The 12740-nt window shown below is 34.2% G+C and carries 11 protein-coding genes; 5 read left to right on the forward strand and 6 right to left on the reverse strand.

Features of this window, described 5'->3' with window-relative positions; all coding sequences use genetic code 11:
• Positions 1-29 precede the first annotated feature (29 nt).
• On the reverse strand, positions 30-1493 hold the full coding sequence (locus CSP5_RS04935; protein WP_148689778.1) for a tetratricopeptide repeat protein: 1464 nt from the start codon (positions 1491-1493) through the stop codon (positions 30-32).
• Between the two features lie 229 nt (positions 1494-1722).
• Here CSP5_RS04935 and CSP5_RS04940 point away from each other — a divergent pair, with 229 nt between their 5' ends.
• Positions 1723-2238 (forward strand): DUF4382 domain-containing protein, encoded by a 516-nt coding sequence (locus CSP5_RS04940; RefSeq protein WP_021790053.1) that lies wholly within the window; start codon positions 1723-1725, stop codon positions 2236-2238.
• Positions 2239-2379: 141 nt separating this feature from the next.
• Here CSP5_RS04940 and CSP5_RS04945 read toward each other — a convergent pair whose 3' ends face one another.
• The 4 genes from CSP5_RS04945 to CSP5_RS04960 all read right to left on the reverse strand — a co-directional run bounded on the left by CSP5_RS04945 (position 2380) and on the right by CSP5_RS04960 (position 7837).
• Positions 2380-3312: an aldo/keto reductase gene (locus CSP5_RS04945; RefSeq protein WP_077076294.1), complete on the reverse strand. Its 933-nt coding sequence runs from the start codon at positions 3310-3312 to the stop codon at positions 2380-2382.
• A 78-nt stretch (positions 3313-3390) separates the two neighbouring features.
• Positions 3391-4989 (reverse strand): formate--tetrahydrofolate ligase, encoded by a 1599-nt coding sequence (locus tag CSP5_RS04950; RefSeq protein ID WP_148689779.1) that lies wholly within the window; start codon positions 4987-4989, stop codon positions 3391-3393.
• A gap of 87 nt (positions 4990-5076) precedes the next feature.
• Positions 5077-6297 carry an MFS transporter gene (locus tag CSP5_RS04955; RefSeq protein WP_021790049.1) on the reverse strand — a complete coding sequence of 407 codons (1221 nt, stop codon included), beginning with the start codon at positions 6295-6297 and terminating at the stop codon, positions 5077-5079.
• A 91-nt stretch (positions 6298-6388) separates the two neighbouring features.
• Positions 6389-7837: an MFS transporter gene (locus CSP5_RS04960; RefSeq protein ID WP_148689780.1), complete on the reverse strand. Its 1449-nt coding sequence runs from the start codon at positions 7835-7837 to the stop codon at positions 6389-6391.
• A gap of 792 nt (positions 7838-8629) precedes the next feature.
• On the opposite strand from CSP5_RS04960, the gene CSP5_RS09750 reads away from it, so the two are divergent.
• Positions 8630-8788, forward strand: a complete 159-nt coding sequence (locus CSP5_RS09750; protein WP_172399410.1) for a hypothetical protein — start codon at positions 8630-8632, stop codon at positions 8786-8788.
• A gap of 9 nt (positions 8789-8797) precedes the next feature.
• Complete coding sequence (locus CSP5_RS04965) at positions 8798-9778, forward strand: hypothetical protein (protein WP_148689781.1); 981 nt, start codon at positions 8798-8800, stop codon at positions 9776-9778.
• Positions 9779-10159: 381 nt separating this feature from the next.
• Here the strand turns inward: CSP5_RS04965 and CSP5_RS04970 are convergent, their stop codons facing one another.
• Positions 10160-10486, reverse strand: a complete 327-nt coding sequence (locus CSP5_RS04970) for a transposase (protein WP_172399411.1) — start codon at positions 10484-10486, stop codon at positions 10160-10162.
• Between the two features lie 312 nt (positions 10487-10798).
• On the opposite strand from CSP5_RS04970, the gene CSP5_RS04975 reads away from it, so the two are divergent.
• Positions 10799-12076 (forward strand): ATP-binding protein, encoded by a 1278-nt coding sequence (locus tag CSP5_RS04975; RefSeq protein ID WP_148689783.1) that lies wholly within the window; start codon positions 10799-10801, stop codon positions 12074-12076.
• Positions 12077-12679: a hypothetical protein gene (locus tag CSP5_RS04980; RefSeq protein WP_148689784.1), complete on the forward strand. Its 603-nt coding sequence runs from the start codon at positions 12077-12079 to the stop codon at positions 12677-12679.
• The last annotated feature ends 61 nt before the right edge of the window (positions 12680-12740 follow it).

Raw genomic sequence — 12740 nt, forward strand, 5'->3', positions numbered from 1 at the left:
AACTACTAAAAAAATAGTGCGAATAATCGTTATTCCCTTATGCCACAAATAATTTTCAAAAAAACTATGGCATCTGAAACGTATTCTGATCCGTACTTTAGTTCCAACACTTGAAGTTCTGAATTTGTGGTAATTTTACCGTATTGATTCAACCTGGCGAAGTAAAATAATATTGACCCCCACTTAACTTCTTCCTCTTTCTTTGGTGAAAAAAGATACATTTCTATCTCTACCTCCTCAAATTCACATTTAATTAATCTTTCCAGAAATGAGAATGGAAATTTGCTACCTTCAATATTATGTTTTACACTGATGTCCGGTTCATTATGTTTTATTATTTTATCTCTTAAATAGTCCATATAGTATGCAAAACTATCGGTATTCTTGACTAACAACCCGATCTCCAGAACAAAGTAACCTAAATTATTATTCACTACCCCTTCCATTACGAATAAAATGTCCTTATTCTGAAAATGATCAATGTTATATTTTATCACTCCTATTAAGTCCTCTGGATTACTGGATTTAATAAAAGAGTCAACCGCTGGTTCAATGCACTCAATCGGTATCCTTGTTCTGTCATCATAAAGTTTGGCTATTTCTTTATACTCTTTAAGTTCATAAAGAGTAGTTGTTAATCTGCTAAGGTACCATTCGTTTTGATTTAATGATAATGCTTTTCTGAAATATGAAATAGACTCTTTCCTTCTTGCAGAATTGTAACTGATTTCTCCCATGGAAAGGTAAAGCAAATCTTCATGAGGCCATTCCAAAATAGCGTTTTTGCATAATTCCTCAGCCTTTTCATAAAAACTGTTTTCAATCAGAAATTCTATTTCAACAAGAATTTCAGTGAAAGTTCCTTTAATTTCCATAAATCCCTTACGATTTATTTCTTTTTCAGCCTCTTCCCTCTTTTTTGCCTTCATCAGTCTGCGTATCTTCTCCATTCTGAGAAGATTTGATTCTGGATTGAATCTAATTGCTATATCCAGTTCTTTAATGGATTGTTTTTCCATATTTTGATACTGGAAATACCTTGATAGGATGAAATGCGCATTCCATGATGACGGTAAAATTGATATGGATTTCATCGCCATTCTGTAGGCCTCATCTGGCTTCCCCATTCTAAGGAATATATCTGCCATTAGATCTAATGCTTCAGTATTCTTACTATTAATTTTGAATACCTCATCCAATGTTTCCATGCACTCCCGGTAAAATGAAAACTGATGAAGCAATCTTGCCTTTAGCATAAGGGACTTTGTGTTATCAGGGTTTAATTCCACGCTTTTCTTGGCCCATATTAGAGCTTCTCCCTTGTTTCCAGAACTGTTCAGAAGTATGGATTTAAGATAAACTGCTTCAGGATCCGAATGAGTTACATTCAGAATATCATCTACAATTCTTAACGCATCATTAAAATAACCATTTTCAATTAGCCTAACTGCAAGGGCTTTCTTTTCCTCAATAGGGTCATAAATTCTTTGCATTTACCTGTACAGGATGATTAAAACCTCTCATATTGATATTTGCATTTACCTGAATGTTCACCTAACAATGCGAATGTACCAAACTTTGATAGAGTAGATTTGCTATGAAAAATAAGAAAGATATAGTAAATAAGTAAATTCTCTTCTTCCAACAAATACTAAAGTGAATCTTTTGAACCTTTAGTTCCTTGTACCACAACCACTTTAAATATGAAATGAATGATTGATTATGGAAAAAAAATACATAGCGGCAATTGTGGCTGTTATAATAATAGCTGCCGGGCTGACAGGACTGGTATATTACCAGGCTTCAGAAGCTGCAGCGAATGACGGCCATGTTGCAATGAAAGTGGCAGATTCACCAAACCTTGGTGTTTCGGGAGTGTTCATGACATTTAGTAAGGTATCGTTGCACAGCAATGTTTCTGGATGGACAAATTACAGTGTGAAATCACAGACTATAGATATACTTGGTCTGACCACTACAAATGCATCGTTGCTGACAAATATCACACTTAAGGCTGGAACATATACAATGATAAGGCTGTATATAACCAATGTTTCAGTGGACATACTGGGATTGAGTGTTAATTTCACGCTTCATGCTCCATTTGCATTCATAAACCACCCATTCAAGGTTAGCGCCCACGGAAACATGAATGTGATAATTGACTTCAACCTGACACAGGATCTGAGCCTTAACGCGAAGGTATTCACTCCTAATGTTGGTGTGGTTGTCAACTAAAACAATTTTTATTTTTTATTAATAGTAAAAATAATAGTAAAAAACTTATTTCAAAAATTATTTCTCTTTTATTCACACGATTTGAATCTTATACTAAAAAAATTATTTGAAACTGCTTTTAAGATATCAAAAAGGATTGGTTTAGGCGTATATGAATTCTACGCTTGATATTTTATCAATTCTTTCCATATCCTCTTTTGACAGCTTTACGGAATCTGCACCCATATTTGATTCAACCTGTGATTTGTTCTTGGCTCCAGGTATTATAAGGCAGTTCTTGTGAAGTAAGTATGCGAGAGATAGCTGTGCCATAGAGCATTTCTTTTCCTTTGCCATCTTTCCCAGTTCATCCAACACTGGCTTCATTATCTTCCTGTTCTTCGGGTTGTTAAAAAGCTCATCACCCTTACGGATATTATCCTGAGGTATCTCACCACTGTTATACTTTCCTGTGAGCAGACCTTTTGCAAGGGGGCTGTATGGAATTAGTGTTATATTTTTCTCCTTCATGTAGGGTATGAGCTCCCTTTCTATGTTTCTCTCCAGAATACTGTATTCCATCTGGTTAGATACAATTGAATAATCCTTCATACTGTCTACCGCATCCTTGAGAACAGGTTTTGAAAGGTTACAGACACCAATCTGATCAATGTATCCTTCGTTCTTCAGCTTCTCCATGGAATGCATTATCTCTGACACGGGAACATAGGGCTCATACCAGTGTAGTTGATATAGATCAATTTTTTCTATACCCAGTCTTTCAAGACTCCCCTTCACACTTCTCTCCATTGTCCTGTAATTCTTCACATGTGGGGGATTAACCTTCGTTGCAACTATATATCTGTTTTTTGGAATTTCAGATAGTGCCTGTTTTATGAGTTCCTCTGAGTGACCCATTCCATATATTTCTGCAGTGTCTAGATAGTTCCCACCATTCTCAACATAAAACTTTATGGCCTCAATAATATCCTTATCTCCATAATCTTCTCCCCATCCTCTCAGTCCAGCCTGCCAGCAGCCAAGACCAACTCTAGTTGCCTGTAGCTTGCTGTTTCCAATATTTATTTTTTGCATTTTACCCCATCGTGATACATGTTTTTTAAATTATCGTTATGAAAAAAAGGTTTAATTATGAAAATGTTTGGAAATAACCTACTCAAGATTATAAATAGTTCCTTCACCATCAATATGAATGTTACATGCGGCAGGTTCCTTTGGTAATCCTGGCATTGTCATTATGTCACCAGAATACACCACAATAAAACCTGCCCCTGAACTCACTGATGCTGAGGTAACCCTTAGAATATTGTCATCATTCTCAAGAGGATTCCCACTTAGTGAATACTGGCTTTTTGCCATGCAGATTGGTAATCCTGCGTAACCATTCTTTTCCATTCTTCTAATATCTGAAAGAGCCTTTTTGGAGAATTCAACCCTGTTTACACCATATATGTTCAATCCAATAGATTCAATTTTCTCTCTTATTCCATCATCGAAATTGTAGGTATATTTGATATTATCCGTCGTCTTCTCACATTTCTCTAAAACAGTCTTTGCCAGGGATAGGGCACCATCGCCACCCTTCATAAAAACTTCAGATAACTGATACTCCATATTGTTCTTTTTCAGCATCCCGTCAAGGAACTGAATTTCTTCCTCGGTATCATTAGAGAATTTATTGATTGCCACAACAGGATGAAAACCAAATCTGGTCAAATTATCATAGTGACGTTTCAGATTATTGAATCCACTGGCAATACCATTTTTATCCTCGCTTCCACCAAGAAGTTTCATTGCCCTGATTGTTGCAACGATAACAACAGCGGATATTTTCAAATTGCCTATTCTTGAAACCATATTAATGAATTTCTCAGCACCAAGATCAGATCCGAAACCCGCTTCAGTTATGACGTAATCACTGTATTTCATCGCCATTTTTGCTGCCAGGATACTTGAGGTTCCATGTGCTATATTTCCAAATGGACCTGTGTGAATGAACGCAGGTACGCCTTCAGTGGTCTGAACAATATTTGGTTTAATTGCGTCAGAGAGAATGGCTGCCATTGCACCCTCAGCTTTCAGATCACCAGAATAGACAGGTTTTCCATTTATGTCGTAACCAATAAGAATTTTTGAAAGTCTTCTTACAAGATCATCATAATCCATGGAAAATCCCATAATTGCCATTATCTCTGAGGCTGGTGTTATAACGAAACTGTCCCTAGTGAGTGGCCCATTTTCCTTACCACCGGCATTAAGTATCATGTCCCTCAGTGATCTATCATTCATGTCTATTGTTCGTGGGAAAGTTATCTTCTCCGGATCGATTTTTAACTGGTTCCCATGGTAAATGTGATTTTGTATCATTGAGGAAAGAAGATTATGGGCACCTGTTATTGCGGGAAAATCCCCTGTAAAAAGAAGATTGATTTTGTCAGATGGTTCAACTTTAGATTTTCCACCACCGGTTGCTCCTCCCTTTACTCCAAAACATGGTCCCATTGATGGTTCTCTTATACTAATTGAAACATTTTTGCCAAGTTTTTTAAATGCCTGTGATAGACCGATGGTGTTTGTGGTCTTTCCCTCACCGTACTTTGTTGGTGTCATTGCTGTAACTAAAATGAGCTTTCCATTCTTATTTCCCTTATCCAGTGCCTTAAGGCTAATTTTTGCCATGTATTTTCCATAATTATCTATGTATTCCCTATCAATTCCAAGGTTTGCTGCAATATCCATTATATTTTCCATACCTATCATATAAGCATGCTCACTAAAATTATAAATATACCCTGACTATAAATTGCGTCCATGATTCCAGAGAAGTAAGTATACTTCTTAACTCATTTTCGTAATGATTTCGGCATCAGATTCATCCTTTTTCTTCAGTATTTTTCCTGAGAAAATAAGAAGCAAAATACTTACTGCAAAAATACCGGCTGCAAGAATCTGCCAGATTGTTGAATACTCATGGGTATAGTCACTTATGTACCCAGAAAATGGTGTTCCCAGGATTGTTCCAAAGGAGATAATGAGCAACCCAAGACCACTGTAAAGACCGATCTTTCCCCTTGGTGCTATCTCCGAGATTACGGTTATGTATACACCATTCCATCCTATGGCAGTTAGCCCCAGAACGAATGACATCCCTATGGCCAGATAAAAATTTAGGGTAAGAAAAGAGTAAATAAAGAAAAACAGAGAAGAGAGGATCATCACCATTATGAGAGAAAGAATCCTTCTGTTTGGAAACAGTCGATTACTAAGGGAAGCCCATAATATTCTTCCTATGAATGATCCAATGAGGATACTTGCAAGCAGTATCTCCGCGGTGAATAACTTGAACCCTATGGAACTTGTAAATAGAACAGAATAGGTAAGAAGTGACTGCTGTCCCCATGACATGGCTGCCACAAGAACGTTTATGAGTATAAACCTACCATTTCTAAATGCACCTTTTATTTCCTTAACATATCCTCTGAAATCTATGGGTGAAGCATTCTCATGGTTTTCACCTCTTATTAGAACAAAAAAGATGAATGCAATAATAGCCAGAATTATGAAAGGTCCGAAAAAGCCATATCTAATAGATATTAAAGGAAGAAGAATTGCAGCAGTGGAAGCTCCTATTGGAACACCTGACTGCTTAATTCCCATGGGAGTTGCATGATATGGGTAATACGTCCGCATAACTGCATTATTAGTCGCAGGAGTTACAAGTCCATAACCAAGACCTATGGCATAAAATCCAGAGACAAAAATGTAGAAATTTGGAGCAAGAGTTGCAAGTGTTGAACCTATGGCCATTATAAGGAATGCTATTTTTATTGCCCTGAAGCTTCCCAGATGATCGACAAAATAGCCAACAAAAGGAGAGACTGTTGCAAGTCCAATGAATATAACACTGGTCAGGAGTCCGACCATTGCGGAATCAATGAGAAAATGATCCTTTATAATTTTATCAAGTGGTGAATAAGAAGCCTCAATGAGATTGCCCACTGATATGAATAGGAGACTCTGGAACATCACATTGAGACTGTATACCTTGTTCTTTAGCATTTATTCACTCCTAAATGGTTTAGTAATTTTTCATATTACCACATAAGATAAAATTATGTTTAATTGTTCAAGGAGTGATATTGGTATATAATCACTTACTGTCATCTGGAGTTCTTCTTATTTCCCTTGCATTTGTATGAGTATCAGACTTTCTTCCCCTTACAAGAGCGGCTAATCCAGACACTATCAAAATCAAAAAACTTGCCAGCAAGGCAGCATGTACACCACCCAGAAATGAAGCAGACACGCCACCTTCAAGTTTGTCCTTACCAAGGAAAACTTCAAAAGCAACATAACGTGGGACAGCCAGAGCTGATATGGAAATGGCTATTACGTAACTAAACAAAGTTCCTATATTGGATAGTGTCCTCAAAAGCCCAGAAATTGAACCGTAAAGTTCTCTGGGCGCACCAGACATTACGGCAGCATTATTGGATGGCCAGAACATTGAACCTCCGAAGCCTGTCACTATTGATCCAATTATTACAAGATAGAGAGATGTACTGATTCCCATTGCAAGATAAACCAGTACTCCCCCAGCCATCAGAAATATTCCAGTGGCAGAGACAGTTCTTGGACCAATCCTGTCAGAGAGTTTTCCCATTTTAGGAGCCAGTAGACTCGATATTATATATCCAGGTATTAAAAGGAGGGCTGCATCAAGTGGATCAAAACCTCTTATTCCCTGGAGATACATTATAAGAATGAATAATACTGAGAGATACCCAATAGCCTGAAGAGTTGCTGCAAGAAGAGAAAAAGATAATACCCTATTTTTAAAGGCTTTTAAAACTATTACAGGATCCTTAACAGATCTTTCAATAAGTAAAAATGGAACTATGAGTATCAAACCAATAACAATGAGTAATACGTTGCTAAATGTTACTCCATTTCCGGCTATTTCCACGGCACCGTATGCGATCAAAGATAGAAATGTAAGTAGAAACAAAGTTCCAGCATAGTCTATTTTGGTTTCGGTTCTCTTATTATCTTTAATATACAGTAGGGCGAACACGAAGCCTATTAACCCTACAGGCACATTTATGTAGAAAATATATCTCCAGCCAATAAATGTGGTTATTATTCCACCCAGAACTATTCCTAAGGAACCACCAATACTCCAACCCATAGATGTGTATCCAAAGGCCTTACCCCTTTCCATTGGCTCAAAGTGATCTGCAATTATTGCATTACTATTTCCCTGAAGGAAAACTGCACCTAATCCCTGAAATGCTCTTGATGCAATGAGGAAAAACACATTTGGAGAAGCTCCAGAGGCGGCAGAACCGATTATAAATATAAGGAATCCTATATTAAAGATCCTACCTCTTCCATATATATCTCCTAGCCTTCCAAGCTGTGTTGTAAGTGCGGCCAGTACCAGAAGATAGATCAGTATAACCCAAATTGTATCCAGAAAAGGAGCCTTTAATTGATCTGTAAGGGTTGGCAGTGCGAGGATTACAATTGTCGTGTCTATTGCTGACATTAGCATTCCAATGAATACGCTGATCAGTATAAGCGTCTTTTTTTCAACCATTTTTATTTACACCTATGGAGTCGGGGCACTCCCGCAAGGTCGAAACACCTTAGCACCTGAACAAACAATTTTTATCTGCTAATAGATCTTCTTTCAGGTAAATTCAGGATTTCAATATCCTATTTAAGAATTTAACGAGAATTTGATGATAATTAGTATTGATACATTTGTTGGATGTTAACAACAAATGCAAGAACATGTGCTGTGAAAGTTAAAAAAATTGAGCAAACATACTTCGTGTTTACCCTAAATATTTCTGAACATAGTTTTTTACTTAAGGTAAATAATATAGGAAAATCTGTCTTTCCATTCCTTTTTCCAAATCTTCATTTTGTGATTAATAATAGTTTTAATAAATTTAAATTATCATCATTTTCCATAGGTTGAAGATTTGAATAACTGACATTTGCATTTTACTAATCCTTGTAAGACCTTTTCAGAAAATATTGGAAATGATACTTTTTTAGTTTGAATCTATTGTGTTTGTATCGTGAATGATGATATGCAGGAAATAAAATATAATGTATACTCTGAAAATCTAAATCAGTCCATGTGAAAAGTTGGAATATGACAGGTTCTAATTGGAGTCTTATTTAACTAAAGTAATAGATGATAATTTACGAGAAGGAATAAAGAAGTCTTAGATTTGAAATTAAAAAGATTAGAAGACCAAAGATACAAATTCAAACATTTAAATAAAAAAGATACAGTTATATAATGAAAAGAAGTATAGAAAATTAGGCAATTGATTAATGCAAAGAATTATTTAATTACAAATTAGGGGGGTTATAGATGGAAAGAAAACAGTATACTGCTAATGAAAAGTTAAAAATAATAAATAGAAGTAGGTACATTAAAATTGTTAAAAGTGAAAAAGACCTAAAAGAAAATGATATATTTGTCCAAATTAAAAAAAATGGAAAAAAGGTATATATAGTAGCTCAGAAGTAGTTTTATAAAGTGGATTACTTGTTTTTTTACCCGAATAGTATAGAAATTATAAGCAGACGTATAAATTATAGTCATTCCGAAGGATTACTTAAGAGAACTGTCAGAGAACGGATAACCTTCCAAAATAAGTCTGAAGATGGATTGAATGAAATAATTTTAGAAATTGAAAATTTTAAGACGAATCTAAAAATAAGTAATACCATTGGAAATGAACTGACATATTTACCAAATTATAAACTGATTAAGAGGGAGGATATCCCACAAAATATTAAGGAAAGTATAACAACGGATGACCCTGATAAAAGGATATATACCTTAGCAATTGCATTAAATGAAACAATAGAAAAGGATGAATATTGTTCAATATTTTTGGATTATACTGAATATCCGAAAGAGGAAAAAAATAGTAAATTAATAGATGGTAATACCGAGTCTAGTCACTTCATGTATAAGGAAGCTGAATATATGGATTTGATACTTTTTTATGGTGAAGAAACTCTTAGCATTGCAAATAGCTGGGGAAATGGACTACAAATAGATGAAACAAATGATCCGTACATTTTCGGTGGTCTTGTTTCGAATGTACAGGATGATGACTCCTTTAATGAGCTAGATGAGTTAAGAATGCATTTAGATATGAGAAAAAATAGTTACTCATTTAGTCTTTCCAATGACTATAGAAATGATAAGAATATAGATAGCATTGCCATTTTTTATAGTGTAAAACCTGAGAAAAATGAATACAGTTTAATCCAAACATTAGCTGTAATTACATTTTTACTCCCATTCACAGGTCTCACAGCACTTTATTTTAAGAATATTTCATATTTATTTGATTCATTGGAGATTGAAAGCGTTTTCATTTTAACCTTAGCCTTTGCACAGACAAGAACAAGACTACTTTCACATGAGAAGTACATAAGAAATATAGTCATATTTGCTGGTTTTTTATTTAAATTAATTTTAGGCCTATATGTGACCTACGTATAATGAAGAAGTATTTTTTCATTAAATTGATGTGGTCATTTTAAATTTTATTAAATAGGATTATATCCTCGCAAGCTGCCTGGTTGATGGTGAAAGAGATACTAGCGTTTTAACTTCTTGCGAAGTCCCATTAATAAATGTTCAAAAAGAGACTATTGAGGTTTTTAATTTCCTCTCTATTTTCCACAAGTATGCCAGAACTTAACGTGTAGAAGAGAAAATAGAACAATTTCACCTGATTACTTATAGAGTTATCCTTTTTTTCTTCTATCTTTTTTGAAAGATTAAGAGCTCACGCTATCCATTAACGATCTTAAATGCATGTATATTATAAACAAAACAAACAAACGAACTTCATTCTAACTCGTTTCCCTGCTGTACTGATTACCTGTGAAAATGAAATACCCTTTTGATGACGCAATAGAAAATATCAGGATAGTCAAGAAAGTTCATGAATGATATTCTATCATGGATCTCCTTCTCAGAATGTTCATCCATTAAATTGTATATGGAATGAATGTAGAGATCCTTTACCATTGTTATGATTGGAATCTTGGGTCTTCCTCCCTTATCTGTATCATTACAATACAGATCCTTAAGAAGTGGATCAAATCCACTCCAGTCAATGGCATGCTTCATGAATGCAAATGGACCATTTAAGAAATATTGTTTGTATTTCTCCGTAAGAGCTGTGTCGAAGAGATCACTCACGCAGTAACATGCGTGTTTCATGAATAAATTTTATGGTGTTTTCTGGGAGATTTTCAGAACTCCCCTTCAAATATTATCTGCAGAAATATTTAAAAGTGCTTTCCTTTCTATTACGAGGGTTATTAGTTATAAAAGAAGTCTTGGAGTATAATAAAGTCATCCATTTGGGTACCTTTCAGTTATCGATAAATGAATTTTTCATATATAATTGATTGATCGTAACTTCAATTTACAAAACGGAATAATTAAGAATATAAATATTGTTTTAAGAACAACTTTATAAAATTAATAGGTATACAAAGACAAATAAAAATGAGGATTAAAGAAATTAATATTGAGAGCTTCAAAGGAATTGATTCACTGGAATTTAAGCCGAGGCTTCTAAATGTTATCGTTGGCAGAAATAATACCGGAAAAACTTCAGTTCTAGAAGCTATTGCTGTGACAATGGACAGAGTGTTCTTTGAACAAAATTATTCAGATTCCCCATCCTCTATAGTAAACTATTTAGTAAATGCACTTGAAATTAACTTAGTTCTTACCGGAAATACAAATAGCAGCAAATCCTTAAAGGTTGAAAAAATAAGTGAACAGGATGTATATAAGAATATTGCCAGCACTATTTTAGAACGGGTTAATCAAATTAGAAAAGACAAACGGTATAATTTGGAAAGAAAAAATAGTCCTGGCAAGAATAAGAATGCAACCAAGGTTGAGATCCATGATGAAATTTCTATCATCCAACAAACCATAAATAATGTTATTAAAGATCAGTTAAATTCCGATAATAATAAAAAATTATTTCAAGACTGTGTGTTAATTAAATATAATAGAGGGGAGTCAACATTGTTTAAGGGAGAAAATTTTAGGTTGAATGAAATAATAATGACCGGTGAGGTCATCGAAAGACTTTACAAAAATAAAAAGTTGCAATTAAAATATCTGCTTGATTATCATATGAGGCATGATTTAAATCCGTTTGTTAACTCCAGAAAAGTAAAAAATAGGAAATTTGGAGAATATAAAAAGATAATTTTAGTTAATGATCCAGTCAAAACTTTGAACACGCTCTTGGACCAAAAGGACGGAAATCAGGAACTTGCATTGAAAATTGAAGAAATACTAAAAAGTGATATAATTTTACCAAACCTGAAAAGATTTGATTTTACTGAATTAGTATTTGATACGGTAAATGGCACAAAAACAGTGAAATTTAGTATGATGGGAGAGGGGTTTCAAACACTTGTTGCTATTTTAGCAATATTGAAATCAAACGAAAATTCGAAATCTGTTATCTTATTAGAGGAGCCAGAGATTCACATGCATCCCGGATACGTGACAGAATTGGTCAAGTATATCTCACAAATCTCAAGTTCTTTAAAAATTCAGCTATTCATAACGACACATAGTTCAGATTTAATACAATCACTATTTAACCAGGAACAAACCCAAATTCAAGAATTTCTAAAAAGGAATCTAGTGATGCTTAGATTGAATAAAATGGATGACTCCATAATTGGAGAAAGAATGACGTATAAAGAAGCGAAAGAAAGTGTTTATGATCTAGAACTAGACCTGAGAGGTATTTGATTGAAAAAGCTTGTTATAATAGAGGGCTTACATGATGGAATTTTTCTTAAGAAAATAATGGATAACAGTATTGGAAATTCAGAATATCTCTATTACAAAAATCGAGGAAAAAAGGAACAAAAGAGGTATAGTGAAACTGACATTTTAAGAAAATTTATTAGTGAAAAAAATAAATTAGATTTTTTAATAAAAGAGGAGGGTGGAAAAAGTTTTGTAAAGAATTTTTTTTTGGGGAATATTATCAACTTTTCACTAAATTATAGTTCTCTAGAACTAACTGTAATCTTTGATCATGACGGTAAACATCCGACACAGGAAATCACCCAATGGAAGAAGGATTTTGAATCTAAAAATAATAATGTCACATTTGATAATGTTAGTAATCCAGTAAAAATTACGAAAGGATTGTATTGGAGAAAGTTCGACCTATATCAAATTAGAGGAAAAAATACAGTTAAATTGAATTACTTTCATTTAGTTACATTTGACAAATCCCTAGAAAGCGAAGTTGCTGAATTTTGTAATAAAAGTAAGAAACAAATTACCGAACGGGACATTCAAGACTTTGCATCACAGGTTCCTTTAAAAAATTTATTTCCTTAAAAATAAGTAACATAATTTGAATCAGTTCACAATTATAGCTCTTGCTTTATGGAGTTCTAAC

Origin of the sequence: Cuniculiplasma divulgatum, from assembly GCF_900083515.1 — an archaeon.
Lineage (GTDB): Archaea > Thermoplasmatota > Thermoplasmata > Thermoplasmatales > Thermoplasmataceae > Cuniculiplasma > Cuniculiplasma divulgatum.

Bases quoted from the DNA above. Each gene is read 5' to 3' on its own strand.
- CSP5_RS04935 (WP_148689778.1), bottom strand. From the start codon at position 1,493: ATGCAAAGAATTTATGACCCTATTGAGGAAAAGAAAGCCCTTGCAGTT.
- CSP5_RS04975 (WP_148689783.1), top strand. From the start codon at position 10,799: ATGAGGATTAAAGAAATTAATATTGAGAGCTTCAAAGGAATTGATTCA.
- CSP5_RS04955 (WP_021790049.1), bottom strand. From the start codon at position 6,297: ATGCTAAAGAACAAGGTATACAGTCTCAATGTGATGTTCCAGAGTCTC.
- CSP5_RS04945 (WP_077076294.1), bottom strand. From the start codon at position 3,312: ATGCAAAAAATAAATATTGGAAACAGCAAGCTACAGGCAACTAGAGTT.
- CSP5_RS04950 (WP_148689779.1), bottom strand. From the start codon at position 4,989: ATGGAAAATATAATGGATATTGCAGCAAACCTTGGAATTGATAGGGAA.
- CSP5_RS04960 (WP_148689780.1), bottom strand. From the start codon at position 7,837: ATGGTTGAAAAAAAGACGCTTATACTGATCAGCGTATTCATTGGAATG.
- CSP5_RS04940 (WP_021790053.1), top strand. From the start codon at position 1,723: ATGGAAAAAAAATACATAGCGGCAATTGTGGCTGTTATAATAATAGCT.
- CSP5_RS09750 (WP_172399410.1), top strand. From the start codon at position 8,630: ATGGAAAGAAAACAGTATACTGCTAATGAAAAGTTAAAAATAATAAAT.